Here is a 15,064-nt window from a genome sequence, read left to right on the forward strand (position 1 = left end):
TAACATAACTAAAAAATATCAACCATGAGCAATTCCCGCTCAGCCCTTATATCACGGGGGATGTACCGGAATTGTCCCTTGTGCATTCCCGCAGTAATTCGCCATAAAGGGTTGTCACAGATTCTCAGTATGTTAGGGTGTAAAAAAGCAATTATCACCACCGGGTACCATATCGATATTAATAAATAACAGGAAACGCTCTATTGCATGGCAATTAAATTAGAAATCAAGAATCTCTATAAGATATTTGGCGAGCACCCGCAGCGGGCTTTCAAATATATCGAAAAAGGACTATCGAAAGAACAAATACTGGAAAAGACGGGGTTGTCGCTTGGCGTAAAGAACGCCAGTCTGACCATTGAAGAAGGCGAGATATTCGTCATCATGGGGCTCTCCGGATCGGGGAAATCGACCATGGTTCGCCTTCTCAATCGCCTGATTGAACCCACCCGCGGCCAGGTTCTGATCGACGGTGTCGATATCGCTAAAATCTCTGAGGCCGAGCTTCGCGAAGTGCGCAGGAAAAAGATTGCAATGGTTTTTCAATCATTTGCCCTTATGCCGCACATGACCGTACTGGATAATGCCGCTTTCGGCATGGAGCTGGCCGGCGTGCCGACTCAGGAACGCCAGGAGAAAGCGCTGGAGGCGCTGCGTCAGGTAGGTCTGGAAAACTACGCTCACGCCTGGCCGGACGAGCTCTCCGGCGGCATGCGTCAGCGCGTTGGTCTCGCCCGCGCGCTGGCGATCAACCCCGATATTCTGTTAATGGATGAAGCCTTCTCGGCGCTCGATCCCTTAATTCGTACGGAAATGCAGGATGAGCTAACTAAATTACAGGCCAGACATCAGCGCACCGTGGTATTTATTTCCCACGACCTTGATGAAGCCATGCGAATTGGCGATCGCATTGCCATTATGCAAAATGGTGAAGTGGTTCAGGTCGGTACGCCGGATGAAATACTCAATAATCCTGCCAATGATTATGTTCGAACCTTCTTCCGCGGCGTCGATATTAGCCAGGTATTCAGTGCCAAAGATATTGCCCGCCGTAGTCCGGTTGGCCTGATTCGTAAAACGCCAGGTTTCGGCCCGCGTTCCGCGCTGAAATTACTTCAGGATGAAGACCGCGAATATGGCTACGTCATTGAACGCGGGAATAAGTTTGTTGGCATTGTTTCCATCGATTCCCTGAAAGCCGCGCTGAGCGAGGGTCAGGGAATTGATGCGGCGTTAATCGACTCCCCACAGGCGGTGGATGCGCAAACGCCGCTCAGCGAGCTGCTCTCTCACGTCGGCCATGCACCGTGCGCGGTGCCGGTTGTCGATGAAGGGCACCAGTACATCGGCATCATTTCAAAACGCATGCTGCTGCAGGCTTTAGATCGCGAGGGGGCAAACAATGGCTGATCAATCTAACCCGTGGGACACCGCACCGGCGGCGGATAGCGCCGCGCAATCCGCCGATGCGTGGGGCACTTCTACGCCAGCACCGACCGATGGCGGCGGTGCCGACTGGCTAAGCAGCGCGCCTGCGCCGCAGCCGGAACACTTCAATATAATGGATCCGTTCCATAAAACGCTGATTCCGCTCGATAGCTGGGTCACGCACGGCATCGACTGGGTAGTGATGCATTTCCGTCCGATTTTCCAGGGGATCCGCGTACCGGTGGATTACATCCTGAGCGCCTTCCAGCAACTGCTGCTGGGCATGCCGGCGCCGGTGGCGATTATTATTTTCTCGCTGATTGCCTGGCAGATTTCCAGCATCGGCATGGGCGCGGCGACGCTGATTTCGCTGATCGCCATCGGCGCTATCGGCGCCTGGTCGCAGGCGATGGTAACCCTGGCGCTGGTGCTGACCGCGCTGCTGTTTTGTATGCTGATCGGCCTGCCGCTTGGGATATGGCTGGCGCGGAGCCCGCGGGCGGCGAAGATTATCCGTCCGCTGTTGGATGCGATGCAAACCACCCCGGCGTTCGTTTATCTCGTGCCCATCGTCATGCTGTTCGGTATCGGTAACGTTCCGGGCGTGGTAGTGACCATTATCTTCGCCCTACCGCCGATTGTTCGTCTGACTATTCTGGGGATTAACCAGGTGCCGGCGGATCTGATTGAAGCTTCGCGCTCCTTCGGCGCCAGCCCGCGTCAGATGCTGTTTAAGGTTCAGCTGCCTCTGGCCATGCCGACCATTATGGCCGGGGTTAACCAGACGCTAATGCTGGCCCTGTCGATGGTGGTGATTGCCTCAATGATTGCCGTTGGCGGTCTTGGCCAGATGGTACTACGCGGCATCGGTCGCCTTGATATGGGTCTGGCCACCGTTGGCGGCGTCGGGATTGTTATCCTCGCCATTATTCTTGACCGTCTGACTCAGGCCGTAGGACGGGACTCGCGCAGCCGCGGCAACCGCCGCTGGTACGCAACCGGCCCTCTGGGGCTGATTACTCGCCCTTTCTGTAAATAAGAGCACATCCCCCCCTGCCGGGGGGATGGACTTCCCTTCTGACAAATAAAGGAACAACGATGCGACATACAGCGATCCTTGCCACAGCGTTTACCGCCCTCATTTCGACCACCGCCTTCGCGGCGGATCTGCCTGGTAAAGGCATTACCGTAAAACCAGCACAGAGCACAATTTCGGAAGAGACCTTCCAGACCCTGCTGGTCAGCCGCGCGCTGGAAAAGCTCGGCTATACCGTCGATAAGCCGAGCGAAGTTGACTATAACGTCGCCTACACCTCGATCGCCGCAGGTGATACCACCTACATCGCCACCAACTGGCAGCCGCTGCATGACGATATGTACGCAGCCGCCGGCGGTGATAAAAAATTCTACCGCGAAGGCGTGTTTGTGAATGGGGCGGCGCAGGGCTACCTGATTGATAAGAAAACGGCCGAGCAGTACCACATCAAATCTATCGACCAGCTAAAAGATCCGAAAATCGCCAAACTTTTTGACACCAACGGCGACGGCAAAGCCGATCTGACCGGCTGTACGCCAGGCTGGGGCTGTGAAGCGGTCATCAACCATCAGCTTGATGCCTACGGCCTGAGCAATACGGTAGTGCATAATCAGGGCAACTATGCGGCGATGATGGCCGATACCATCGCCCGCTATAAGGAGGGCAAACCGGTGATCTACTACACCTGGACGCCTTACTGGGTCAGCGACGTGCTGAAGCCGGGTAAAGATGTCGTCTGGCTGCAGGTGCCGTTCTCTTCCCTGCCGGGCGAACAGAAAGATATTGATACCAAGCTGCCAAACGGCATGAACTATGGCTTCCCGGTGAACACAATGCATATTGTCGCCAACAAATCCTGGGCCGAGAAAAACCCGGCGGCGGCGAAACTGTTCAGCATCATGAAGCTGCCGATTGCCGATATCAACGCCGAAAATGCCATGATGCACGCGGGACATGGTTCTGAGGCAGATATCCAGGGCCACGTCGATGGCTGGATCAAAGCCCACCAGCAGCAGTTTGACGGCTGGGTGGAAGAAGCGCTGGCCGCGCAGAAATAGTCTCCCAATTTATAGCCAATTCCCGGAGGCGATACTACACATCTGTCCGGGCTACAAAACCCGTAGCCCGGGCAAGGCGCTTTGCGTCGCCCCCGGGGAAGACGGCCTCCTGCACAACACGACATCTCCTGTTCTAAATGATGGATTGATATGCAAATAAACTGCATAACTTTAGCCATCAACGTTTTCGTTACTGTTAAGCCGCGCCGCTCTCTGCTAAGGTAAATCCACCTGATTAATCATGTGATTTTCACGTGAGTTATTAATAAGCAACTCCTATGGAAAACCCTGACGCATTGATGCACACTCCCCCCGCTGACGAGGCGACGCTGGCTGAAGGCATTAAGGACAGCCTGCCGATCGTCATCAGCTATATTCCCGTCGCCTTCGCCTTCGGTCTCAACGCCACTAAGCTTGGCTTTACTCCGCTGGAAAGCCTGTTCTTCTCCTGCATTATTTACGCCGGCGCCAGCCAGTTCGTGATCACCGCCATGCTGGCCGCAGGAAGCTCGCTATGGGTCGCCGCGCTCACCGTCATGGCGATGGACGTTCGCCATGTGCTGTACGGCCCGTCCCTGCGCAGCCGCATTCAGCGCGCGATGAGCAAGAAAAAAACCGCACTCTGGGCATTCGGCCTGACCGATGAAGTTTTTGCCGCTGCCACCGCTAAGCTGGTCCGCGACAATCGACGCTGGAGCGATAACTGGATGATCGGCATCGCTTTTATGTCCTGGGCTTCATGGGTCTTCGGCACGCTGATCGGCGCTTATTCGGGCAGCGGCCTGCTGACTAACTTTCCGGCAGTGGAAGCGGCGCTGGGCTTTATGCTGCCGGCGCTGTTTATGAGCTTTTTACTCGCCTCATTCCAGCGCAAGCAGTCGCTGAGCGTTACCGCCGCGCTGGCAGGCGCGCTGGCTGGCATGATTCTGTTTTCCATACCCGCGGCGATCCTTGCCGGGATTGTCTGCGGCTGCCTGACTGCTCTGGTGCAGGCCAGCATTCAGGGGATGCCCGATGAACAGTGATGTCTTCATTCTCGGCGTCGTGGTCGGCTGCGTGAACTATCTCTTTCGCTATCTGCCGCTGCGCCTGCGCGCCGGAAACGTGCGTCCGACTCGCCGCGGCCCGGTCAGCGTCCTGCTCGATACCATCGGCATCGCCTCCATTTGCGCGCTGCTGGTTGTCTCCAGCGTGCCGGAAATCCTCCATGACGCCCGCCGCCTGCTGCCCACATTAGCAGGCTTCGCCGCGTTGGGCCTGGCGTTTTGGAAAACACGCAGCATAATTACGCCTACGCTTTTGAGCGCGCTAACCTACGGTGTTGTCTGGAAAATCAGCGTATGGCTATAAGCTTAAAGTATAAGTTTTTGTCAATAATTGATTTGATTTATTTGTCACAATAGTTATTATATCGGCTGTAATTAATGAGGTCATAACCAAAATGGATAGTTCGTTTACTCCCATTGAGCAAATGCTCAAGTTCCGCGCCAGCCGTCACGAAGACTTCCCTTTTCAGGAAATTCTGCTTACTCGTCTTTGCATGCATATGCAGGGAAAACTGCTGGAAAACCGTAACAAGATGCTGAAAGCGCAAGGGATTAACGAGACATTGTTTATGGCGCTGATCACGCTTGAGTCTCAGGAAAACCACAGCATTCAGCCTTCCGAGCTGAGCTGCGCGCTGGGCTCTTCGCGAACCAACGCCACGCGCATTGCCGACGAGCTGGAAAAACGCGGCTGGATCGAGCGCCGCGAAAGCGATAACGATCGTCGCTGCCTGCATCTACAGCTTACCGAAAAAGGGCATCAGTTCCTGCGCGAAGTCTTACCGCCGCAGCACAACTGCCTGCATCAGCTCTGGTCCTCTTTAAGCACCAGCGAAAAGGATCAGCTTGAGCACATCACCCGTAAGCTGCTTGGTCGCCTTGACCAAATGGAAGAGGATGGCGTGCTTGCGGAGTCTCTGCGCTAAGCGCGGAACCAACCGCTCACCAATTTTTCTGGATTGACAAGGAAAACGGACAGGCCAGCAGATCTTTCTGCTGGCCTTTCTGATAAACAGGTCGGCTCAGCCGATGTGAAATAATAAGATCGTGGAGAATAACATGAGCGCAAATGCGGAGAGCCAAACCCCGCAGCAACCGGGCAGCAAAAAAGGGAAGCGTAAAGGCGCCCTCCTGCTGCTGACCTTGCTCTTTATTATTGTTGCCGTGGCATACGGGATTTATTGGTTTTTGGTACTGCGTCACTACGAAGAGACCGACGACGCGTACGTGGCAGGGAATCAGGTACAGATTATGGCCCAGGTGTCCGGCAGCGTGACGAAAGTCTGGGCCGACAACACCGACTACGTGCAAAAAGGCGATCCGCTGGTCACCCTCGACCAGACCGACGCCCAGCAGGCATTTGAAAAAGCGCAAACCCAGCTGGCCGCCAGCGTACGTCAAACGCGCCAGCAGATGATCAACAGCAAGCAGCTGCAGGCCAGCATCGAAGTGAAAAAAACCGCGCTTTCCCAGGCGCAAACCGACCTTAACCGTCGTATTCCGCTGGGCGCGGCCAACCTGATTGGCCGCGAAGAGCTGCAGCATGCGCGCGACACGGTTGCCAGCGCGCAGGCCGAACTGGACGTGGCGATTCAGCAATACAACGCCAACCAGGCGATCGTTCTGGGCACGAAGCTGGAACAACAGCCTGCGGTCCTGCAAGCGGCCACCGAAGTGCGTAACGCCTGGCTGGCCCTGCAGCGGACGAAGATCGTCAGCCCAATTAGCGGCTACGTTTCTCGCCGTTCCGTTCAGCCCGGCGCGCAAATCACCACCACTACCCCGCTGATGGCCGTCGTTCCGGCGACCAACCTGTGGATTGACGCCAACTTCAAAGAAACGCAGCTGGCGCACATGCGTATTGGTCAGCCTGCCACCGTGATCAGCGACATTTATGGTGATGATGTGAAATACACCGGTAAAGTCGTCGGTCTCGATATGGGGACCGGGAGCGCCTTCTCGCTGCTGCCTGCGCAGAACGCTACCGGCAACTGGATCAAAGTGGTTCAGCGCCTGCCGGTACGTATCGAGCTGGATGAAAAACAGCTGGCAGAGCACCCGCTGCGCATCGGCCTTTCGACGCTGGTTGAAGTGAACACCACCGACCGCGGCGGCGAGATGCTGGCAAGCCAGGTACGTAGCGCTCCGGTTTACGAAAGCAATGCCCGTGAAATCGGCCTTGAGCCGGTCAATAAGCTGATAAACGACATCATCCAGGCCAACGCCGGATAATTCGGGGTGAGCGTAATGCAACAGCAAAAACCGCTGGAAGGCGCGCAGCTGGTCATTATGACCATTGCGCTGTCGCTCGCGACCTTTATGCAGGTGCTGGACTCCACCATCGCCAACGTGGCCATCCCCACCATCGCCGGTAACCTTGGCTCATCGTTGAGCCAGGGGACCTGGGTTATCACCTCGTTTGGGGTGGCGAACGCTATCTCCATTCCGATTACCGGCTGGCTGGCAAAGCGCGTTGGCGAAGTGAAGCTATTCCTCTGGTCGACGGTGGCGTTCGCTATCGCCTCCTGGGCCTGCGGCGTCTCCAACAGCCTGACGATGCTGATTTTCTTCCGCGTGATACAGGGGATCGTCGCCGGTCCGCTGATCCCGCTGTCGCAAAGTCTGCTGCTCAGCAACTACCCGCCCGCCAAGCGGTCAATCGCGCTGGCGCTGTGGTCAATGACGGTGATCGTCGCGCCGATTTGCGGCCCGATTCTCGGCGGCTATATCAGCGACAACTACCACTGGGGCTGGATCTTCTTCATCAACGTGCCGATTGGCATCGCCGTGGTGGTGATGACGCTGCAAACGCTGCGCAACCGGGAAACCCGCACCGAACAGCGGCGGATCGACGGCGTGGGCCTGGCGCTGCTGATTATCGGTATCGGTAGCCTGCAGGTAATGCTCGACCGGGGTAAAGAGCTGGACTGGTTCGCCTCCAACGAGATCATCATCCTGACGATTGTCGCGGTGGTGGCGATAAGTTTCCTGATCGTCTGGGAGCTAACCGACGACAACCCCATCGTCGATCTGTCGCTCTTCAAGTCGCGAAACTTTACCATCGGCTGCCTGTGCATCAGCCTCGCCTATATGCTCTACTTCGGCGCTATCGTGCTGTTGCCGCAGCTATTGCAGGAGGTATACGGCTATACCGCTACCTGGGCCGGTCTGGCTTCGGCGCCGGTCGGGGTGATCCCGGTTATCCTGTCGCCGATTATCGGCCGCTTTGCGCATAAGCTGGATATGCGTCGGCTGGTCACCTTTAGCTTTATCATGTACGCGGTCTGTTTCTACTGGCGCGCATGGACCTTCGAACCGGGAATGGACTTTGGCGCCTCGGCGTGGCCGCAGTTTATCCAGGGCTTCGCGGTGGCCTGCTTCTTTATGCCGTTGACCACCATCACCCTGTCCGGCCTGCCGCCGGAAAGGCTGGCGGCGGCGTCGAGCCTGTCGAACTTCACGCGTACGCTGGCGGGGTCTATCGGCACCTCGATTACCACCACCATGTGGACGAACCGCGAGGCGCTGCACCATGCGCAGCTTACCGAGTCGGTGACGCCATACAATCCCAACGCCCAGCAGATGTACGACCAGCTGCAGGGATTAGGAATGACGCAACAGCAGGCATCCGGCTGGATAGCGCAGCAGATTACCAACCAGGGGCTGATTATCTCCGCCAACGAAATTTTCTGGTTCTCGGCGGCGGTGTTTATCCTTCTGCTCGGGCTGGTATGGTTTGCCAGACCGCCGTTTAGCGCCGGGGGCGGCGGCGGCGGCGCGCATTAAGATTTACCCTGAAGGGATCTGCGGATCCCTTTTTTATTGCCCAAAACGCAGATTGTCCAGTTTGCGCTAGTCGATGTCCGGTTTGCTGGAGATCGCTTTTGCCCACCTCATGCACGATGAAGATCCGCTAAGAAGGAGAAAATCATGCTGACTCAACCCGGTGAAAAATACCGCCCCTATCCGCCGATCGCCCTGCCTGACCGCTGCTGGCCAGAGCAGCAAATAACCCGCGCCCCGCGCTGGCTCTCTACCGATCTGCGCGACGGCAACCAGGCGCTGGCCGAGCCGATGGATAGCGCGCGCAAGCTGCAGTTCTGGGATTTACTGCTGGAGTGTGGTTTTAAAGAGATTGAGGTTGCCTTTCCCTCCGCCTCACAAACCGACTTCAACTTTGTACGTCAACTGATTGAAGAGCAGCGCATTCCGCAGGATGTGACGATTCAGGTACTGACCCAGGCGCGGGAAGATTTGATCCTGCGTACGTTTGCCGCTCTGCGCGATGCCCACCGCGCTACCGTACACCTCTATAACGCCACCGCGCCGCTGTTTCGCGAGCTGGTTTTTGGAATGGACAAAGCGCAGGTGATCGACCTGGCGACCCGCGCGACCCGGCTTATCCGTCAGCAGTGCGAGCAGCAGCCGCTGACCCGCTGGCAATACGAGTACTCTCCGGAAACCTTTTGCTTCACCGAGCCGGAATTCGCGCTGGAGATTTGCGAGGCGGTGGCGGAAATCTGGCAGCCCTGCGCCGAACGGCCGATGATTATCAATCTGCCCGCGACGGTAGAAGTGAGCACGCCCAACGTATATGCCGATCAAATTGAGCATTTTTGCCGTCACTTTTCGCGCCGCGCCGATGTGTGCATCAGCGTCCATCCGCATAACGATCGGGGTACCGGCGTTGCCAGCGCGGAGCTGGCGGTGATGGCAGGCGCCGACCGCGTCGAAGGCTGCCTGTTCGGCAACGGCGAGCGCACCGGTAACGTCTGCCTGGTGACGCTGGCGATGAATCTCTACAGCCAGGGCATCGATCCCCGGCTCAAATTCTCCGGGATGAAGCGGGTGGTCGAAATCGTCGAAAGCTGCAATCAGATCCCGGTTCATCCGCGCCATCCCTGGGCGGGCAGTCTGGCCTACACCGCCTTTTCCGGCTCGCATCAGGATGCCATTAAAAAGGGATTCGATGCCCGCCGGCCCGGCGAACGCTGGGAAATGCCCTACCTGCCTATCGATCCGCAGGATATCGGCTGCAGCTACGAGGCGGTGATCCGCGTTAACAGCCAGTCCGGCAAAAGCGGGAGCGCATGGCTGATTGAACAGAATCATGGCCTCAAGCTTCCGCGTGCGCTGCAGCAGGATTTTAGCCTGCACGTCCAGCACGAAACCGACGCTCACGGGAAAGAGATGACCCAGAATGCGCTATGGCAGCTGTTTCGCGCGCGCTACGGACTGCTCCCCCAGCCGCCGCTTGCGCTGCTGGATTACCAAAGCGATAGCCAGCAGGACGGCCAGCTTTCTCTGCAGGCTACCCTGCGCATCGCCGGTGAAACGCGACGACTGCAGAGCCGCGGCAACGGCCTGCTGTCCGCCGCCGCCGCCGGGCTTAGCGTCCTGTTAAGGCAAAACTTCGTGATTAAAGATTATCATGAGCACACCCTGGGTGAACGCAGCGACAGCCGTTCAGTGGCCTATATTCGCTGCATCTTCCCGAATGGCGAGAGCCGTTGGGGGGTCGGAATTGATAACGATGTGGCGCGCGCCTCGCTGCAGGCGCTGTGCAACGCGATGAGCGAAAACCATCACTCCGGCGAGCGGAAGTAATCGCTGGGGGTCACGCCTAACACCCGGCGAAACATGGCGCTAAAAGCGCTGTGGCTGCCGTAGCCGAGATCCAGCGCCACCCGCAGTACCGAATGCCCCTGCGCCAGGCGAACCAGCGCTTCCATCAGCTTCGCCCGGCGCACCCACTCGCTCCAGGTGAGCGTGGTCTGCTGCTGAAAATGGCGATTCAGCGTGCGCTCGCTCATGCTGCTCTCTTTCGCCGCCGCGGCGCTGCCCCACGGCTCTCCTGGCGCTTCTCGTACCTTCTGGCATAAACGGCGCAGCGCTTCGCTTTGCGGCTCCGGCAGGCCAAACGGCAGCACCGCCATACCGCGAATCTCATCGAGGATCAGTTCGTAGATTCGTTCATCGCGGCTGCCCGGCGCGTAAGATTCCGCCAGCGTCAGCGACGCGACAATCAGTTCACGCAGCAGCGGAGTGATCTGTACTATCTGGCAGGTTGAAGGGAGATCGGCGCGGGCAAGGGGATCGATAAACAGGGTTCGCGCAGCCGCCGCGCCGGTAATCCGTAGCGTATGCGGCGTACCGGCGGGCAGCCAGACGCCTCGCCCCGGCGGCACAACCCAATAACCCTGCGCGGTTTCCACCCGTACTACGCCGCTGAGGATATGTAACAGCTGAGCGCAATCGTGCTGATGCCAGGGTTCGCTATCGCCATGGGCATAATCATGGGCAAAAGGCACCAGTGAGCGATGCTGGAAGTTGAGGGTTAAAGTCGTCGACATTGCGGCGTTGATGAATTGCGGCCCGGCAGCCTTCGCCGGGCCGTAGCGATAGCACTAGATGTGCAGCTCTTGCAGTTTTTCTTTCGGCAGCGCCAGCTCGTCGTTGCTGTTGACGCGGACATCACGCTCAATGATATGGCGAGCGATTTCCTGGGCTTCTTCCAGCGAGTGCATGGTGTAGGTTCCGCACTGGTAAACGTTCAGCTCCGGGATCTGGTTCTGATCTTTCACCTTCAGCACGTCGGCCATCGCCGCTTTCCAGGCATCCGCGACGCGCTGCTCGTCCGGCGTACCGATCAGGCTCATATAGAACCCGGTACGGCAGCCCATCGGAGAGATGTCGATAATTTCCACACCATTGCCGTTCAGGTGATCGCGCATAAAGCCGGCAAACAGGTGCTCAAGGGTGTGAATACCTCTTTCCGGCATCACTTCCTGGTTTGGTACGCAGAATCGCAGATCGAAAACGGTGATTTCATCGCCGTGAGGCGTGTTCATTTTCTTCGCCACGCGCACCGCAGGCGCTTCCATTCGGGTATGGTCGACTGTGAAACTATCTAACAACGGCATTCTTCACCTCCGATAGTGATTTTTTTAAAAATAAAATGAACTCTTTTTGAGGCAGCGAGTCTGAGTATATGAAAGACGCGCATTTATTATCATCATCATCCCTGAATCAGAGATGAAAGTTTGGCCACAGTGATGTGGCCGTTTTCTTTTTTACGGCTCGTAAAACTACGCATGCCTCGCCAGTAGCGCTTCAAACGACTCGCTGTCCGCCGCTTCCACCTTCTTCTGACGCTGTACCGACGCTTCGCGTTCGGCAGCAAAATCCGCTTCGCTTAAAATTTCCAGCGGCTCTTCGCGCAGCAACGTCCGATACCGATCGGCCAGCTCTCTGCCGGTACCGCCAATCCCCTCTTCAAGCATAGAACGCAGAACGCGCGCCGAGAAGGTTAATTCCGGGTTGTCAAAGCAGACGACCAGCTCATCGCAGGCCTGCTGATAAGCCTGACATCCGTGAATGCTATCCAGCGTTTGCGCCACGCGGCGTAAATCGCGGAACAGATCTTTGCCGACCTGAGCCAGCGGGTACTGGGCGGTTTCGCAGCCAATACCCAACGTCAGGCCCGGCTTGCGGCCTTCCAGAATCACCCGATTCCAGTTAGTGCGCGTGCACAGCAGCTCGTCGCTGCTCATTTCCGGCGCATCGGCCAGCACGCACCAGACCATAAACAGATCGAGGAAACGTACCTGCTGTTCGTCAACGCCAATCGGTGAGAACGGGTTGATATCCAGGGAGCGGACTTCGATATATTCAATGCCGCCGCGCAGCAGCGCGTCGGAAGGCGTTTCACCGCTGCGGGTCACGCGTTTCGGCCGAATCGGCGCGTACAGCTCGTTTTCGATCTGCAGCACGTTGCTGTTAATTTGCAGACGCTTGCCGTCTTTCTCCAGCCCGATATTCTCATACTCTTCGGATGGCGTTTTAATCGCCCGCTTCAATCCTGCCACATACTCATGCAGATCGTTAAACGTAATTCCGAGATTGCTTTGCGACTTATTGGTATAGCCGAGATCGCTCAGGCGCAATGAGGTCGCATAAGGCAGGTAGTACATGCCGTTGCTGGCTTTCTCAAACGGCAGCGTGGTCGGCTTCCCTTGCAGGAACGACGAACAAATAGCCGGGGAAGCGCCGAACAGGTACGGGATGACCCACCCAAAACGATAGTAGTTGCGAATAGATCGGAAATAGCCGGCAGAAATGGCCTCTTTCCCGCTTTCAGCATCCTCGACGCCGCACCTGGCCTGCCAGAAAGCCATCGGCAGAGAGAAGTTATAGTGCACGCCGGAGATCGTTTGCATAAGCGCGCCGTAGCGATTCTTCAATCCTTCGCGATACAGCGTTTTCAGACGGCCGATATTTGAGCTGCCGTACTGCGCCAGCTCAATATCCTGGCCGGGCGCGATATAGCACGGCATGCTCAGCGGCCACATCCGCTCGTCGCCAATATGGCGCGCGGTATAGCGATGAACATCGCGCATGAAGGTGAGCATATGCTGAATATCGCCATCAACCGGCGTAATAAACTCCAGCAAAGCTTCGGCAAAATCGGTGGTAATCCATTTATGAGTCAGCGCTGAACCCAGTGCTTCCGGATGGCCGGTAGTGGCCAGCGTGCCATCAGCGTTGACGCGCAGCGTTTCGCGCTCTAGACCGCGTTGAATACCCTGCAGCGCCTGCGGATTTTTTTCCAGCCAGGCCAGCGCCTGTGATACGTCCGGGATCAATTTGACCTCCCGCCTGTCGAAATCGTTTGAATTAGCATAATTGTAATGGTTGAACAATCAGTCCAATTAGTGCCACCACGTCATGCCCTGAAGCGTTATCGCCGCAACGACGATATAGCGTAATGCTTTGCCAAGGCATAAAAAAAAGAGCACTGGTCCCCAGGAAATGCGCATCCATCCCGCCAGTAAACACAGCAAATCGCCTATAACAGGCGCCCAGCTTAATAATAGCGTGACCGCGCCGTAGCGCCTCAGCCAGCCGGTCGCCTTCTCCTGCCAGCGCGATGTCTTGCGCAGCGGAAACAGGCGCCCCAGAATAACGTTAGTTACCCCTCCAAGGCTATTACCGATTATTGCTATTAAAACCAGTAACCACGGCTGGCTAACCCCCGCCAGCAGCATGGCGATCAACACCACTTCCGAGTTGCCGGGAAGCAGCGTTGCGCTTAGAAAGCTACTGGCAAACAGCGATATCAGCGACAGCGAGTCGCTCACAGCAATCGCACGTCCACGGCATCCATTCCGGCGCGCTTCGCCGCCTGCAGCCCGAAGTCCGCATCTTCAAAGACCACGCACTTCTCCGCCGCAACGCCCATGCGCTCTGCGCAAAGTAAGAAAGTATCAGGTGCGGGTTTATGGTTGGCGACATGATCCGCGGCAACCACCGCCGAGAAGTAGTGACGCAGACCCAGATGAGCCAGCAGCGCTTCAGCAACGGCGCTCTCGCTGCCGGTACCGACTGACATCGGACGACGACCGTGCCACTCTTTGACCACCTCAATAAGCGGTAAAGGACGGACGCTATCAAGCAGCATCGCTTTCACAGCGGCAGTTTTTTCCTGCGCCAGAAGATGAGGATCTAAATCAGCCTGATTTAATTCAATAATGGCCTGAGCAATCCGCCAGGTTGGAGATCCGTTAAGCGCGACCATGGCCTGCATATCGAAACGCATGCCGTAACGTCCCAGAACCTCGTCCCATGCCTTACGATGCGTCGGCTCGGTATCGAGGATCGTGCCATCCATATCAAAAATCAGTCCTGCATAACGTTCGTACATCGTCTTCTCATCAACCGGTTAAGGAGGTGTTACTGTAACGCAAAAGGTCAGGTTTGTCGCTGCCAGCGGTAGATGCAACAAGGGCGCTCTGTGGCGCCCTTGCTAATAACAGTGCAGTCTGCTGCGATTATTTGATTCTTAAATCGTTCTCAACCACGCGAACGCCCTGCACTTTTCTCGTGACTTCGACCGCACGTTTAGCGCTGTCTGCGGATGAGACAAAGCCGCTGAGCTGTACGCGACCTTTAAAGGTCTGGACGCTAATTTCTGAAGACTTTATCTCTTTGTCATTGAAGAGCGCGGTTTTTACTTTAGTCGTAATGACGGTATCGTCAATGTAACCACCGGTACTCTCCTTTGTGGACGAACCGGCACAGCCCGCCAGCGATACGGCCACCAGCAGCGTCGCGCAAAACGCAGTTATTGCTTTGAACCATTTCATGGATTTCTCTCCTTGCACTTATCTCACCCAAAATCAGATCGATATACAGGAATAAATTATAGTGGAAAGAGGGAGTTGCCAATGAAAAAAGTGCTGAAGAATAAGGTGAATTATTGCGCTTAACATGCTTGAGATAAGGAGGAGGAACTGAAGAATATTTATTATGAAGAGAATAGGTGCATCCGGGAGCATGACTCACTCGGTTCGCCCTGCGGGCCGTTGCTAAAGCAACGTTATCCTCCCTGGTGCTGGCGATCATCTCGCAGACCATGAAACAACCGCGTGGCTGTTATCTCGGAGAATATGGTGCATCCGGGAGGATTCGAACCTCCGACCGCTCGGTTCGTAGCC

The 15,064-nt window shown here is 56.5% G+C and carries 15 protein-coding genes; 9 read left to right on the forward strand and 6 right to left on the reverse strand.

All coding sequences use genetic code 11. The features are described from left to right. The first annotated feature begins 207 nt into the window (after positions 1-207). The 9 genes from proV (at position 208) to leuA (ending at position 10,175) form a co-directional block, all read left to right on the forward strand. The gene (proV, locus tag ABLV75_RS18375) at positions 208-1,410 is read left to right on the forward strand and encodes a glycine betaine/L-proline ABC transporter ATP-binding protein ProV (RefSeq protein ID WP_004104775.1); all 1,203 of its coding nucleotides are present in this window, start codon (positions 208-210) and stop codon (positions 1,408-1,410) included. Beyond that, positions 1,403-2,467 carry a glycine betaine/L-proline ABC transporter permease ProW gene (gene proW, locus ABLV75_RS18380; RefSeq protein ID WP_004104777.1) on the forward strand — a complete coding sequence of 355 codons (1,065 nt, stop codon included), beginning with the start codon at positions 1,403-1,405 and terminating at the stop codon, positions 2,465-2,467. The genes proV and proW overlap by 8 nt, the downstream gene beginning before the upstream one ends. A gap of 59 nt (positions 2,468-2,526) precedes the next feature. Continuing rightward, the gene (gene proX / locus ABLV75_RS18385) at positions 2,527-3,522 is read left to right on the forward strand and encodes a glycine betaine/L-proline ABC transporter substrate-binding protein ProX (RefSeq protein WP_004104779.1); all 996 of its coding nucleotides are present in this window, start codon (positions 2,527-2,529) and stop codon (positions 3,520-3,522) included. Positions 3,523-3,821: 299 nt separating this feature from the next. Then, a complete protein-coding gene (locus tag ABLV75_RS18390) occupies positions 3,822-4,547 on the forward strand; it encodes an AzlC family ABC transporter permease (protein WP_085955735.1) in 726 nt (241 codons plus the stop codon). Further along, the gene (ygaH, locus tag ABLV75_RS18395; protein ID WP_004104783.1) at positions 4,537-4,872 is read left to right on the forward strand and encodes an L-valine transporter subunit YgaH; all 336 of its coding nucleotides are present in this window, start codon (positions 4,537-4,539) and stop codon (positions 4,870-4,872) included. Before ABLV75_RS18390 ends, ygaH begins: the two co-directional genes overlap by 11 nt. Before the next feature lie 91 nt (positions 4,873-4,963). After that, entirely contained in the window at positions 4,964-5,494 is a 531-nt protein-coding gene (gene mprA / locus ABLV75_RS18400; RefSeq protein ID WP_004104785.1) for a transcriptional repressor MprA, read from the forward strand. A 133-nt stretch (positions 5,495-5,627) separates the two neighbouring features. Further along, positions 5,628-6,800: a multidrug efflux MFS transporter periplasmic adaptor subunit EmrA gene (gene emrA / locus ABLV75_RS18405; protein ID WP_004104787.1), complete on the forward strand. Its 1,173-nt coding sequence runs from the start codon at positions 5,628-5,630 to the stop codon at positions 6,798-6,800. A gap of 15 nt (positions 6,801-6,815) precedes the next feature. Further along, positions 6,816-8,354: a multidrug efflux MFS transporter permease subunit EmrB gene (gene emrB, locus ABLV75_RS18410; RefSeq protein WP_004104788.1), complete on the forward strand. Its 1,539-nt coding sequence runs from the start codon at positions 6,816-6,818 to the stop codon at positions 8,352-8,354. Between the two features lie 144 nt (positions 8,355-8,498). After that, a complete protein-coding gene (leuA, locus tag ABLV75_RS18415; RefSeq protein WP_032734353.1) occupies positions 8,499-10,175 on the forward strand; it encodes a 2-isopropylmalate synthase in 1,677 nt (558 codons plus the stop codon). Here leuA and ABLV75_RS18420 read toward each other — a convergent pair. The 6 genes from ABLV75_RS18420 to ABLV75_RS18445 all read right to left on the reverse strand — a co-directional run bounded on the left by ABLV75_RS18420 (position 10,154) and on the right by ABLV75_RS18445 (position 14,713). After that, the gene (locus ABLV75_RS18420) at positions 10,154-10,921 is read right to left on the reverse strand and encodes a helix-turn-helix domain-containing protein (RefSeq protein ID WP_004104793.1); all 768 of its coding nucleotides are present in this window, start codon (positions 10,919-10,921) and stop codon (positions 10,154-10,156) included. The genes leuA and ABLV75_RS18420 overlap by 22 nt on opposite strands. A 54-nt stretch (positions 10,922-10,975) precedes the next feature. Beyond that, the gene (gene luxS, locus ABLV75_RS18425; RefSeq protein WP_004104795.1) at positions 10,976-11,491 is read right to left on the reverse strand and encodes an S-ribosylhomocysteine lyase; all 516 of its coding nucleotides are present in this window, start codon (positions 11,489-11,491) and stop codon (positions 10,976-10,978) included. A 165-nt stretch (positions 11,492-11,656) separates the two neighbouring features. After that, positions 11,657-13,213: a glutamate--cysteine ligase gene (gene gshA / locus ABLV75_RS18430; RefSeq protein ID WP_004104796.1), complete on the reverse strand. Its 1,557-nt coding sequence runs from the start codon at positions 13,211-13,213 to the stop codon at positions 11,657-11,659. A gap of 66 nt (positions 13,214-13,279) precedes the next feature. After that, complete coding sequence (locus tag ABLV75_RS18435) at positions 13,280-13,708, reverse strand: YqaA family protein (protein ID WP_004104799.1); 429 nt, start codon at positions 13,706-13,708, stop codon at positions 13,280-13,282. Beyond that, positions 13,705-14,271 carry a fructose-1-phosphate/6-phosphogluconate phosphatase gene (yqaB, locus tag ABLV75_RS18440; protein WP_004104801.1) on the reverse strand — a complete coding sequence of 189 codons (567 nt, stop codon included), beginning with the start codon at positions 14,269-14,271 and terminating at the stop codon, positions 13,705-13,707. The genes ABLV75_RS18435 and yqaB overlap by 4 nt, the downstream gene beginning before the upstream one ends. A 127-nt stretch (positions 14,272-14,398) precedes the next feature. Next, on the reverse strand, positions 14,399-14,713 hold the full coding sequence (locus ABLV75_RS18445) for a BON domain-containing protein (RefSeq protein ID WP_004104803.1): 315 nt from the start codon (positions 14,711-14,713) through the stop codon (positions 14,399-14,401). Positions 14,714-15,064: the final 351 nt, after the last annotated feature.

It is taken from the genome of Klebsiella sp. CN_Kp066 (assembly GCF_040065135.1).
Taxonomy (GTDB): domain Bacteria; phylum Pseudomonadota; class Gammaproteobacteria; order Enterobacterales; family Enterobacteriaceae; genus Klebsiella; species Klebsiella oxytoca.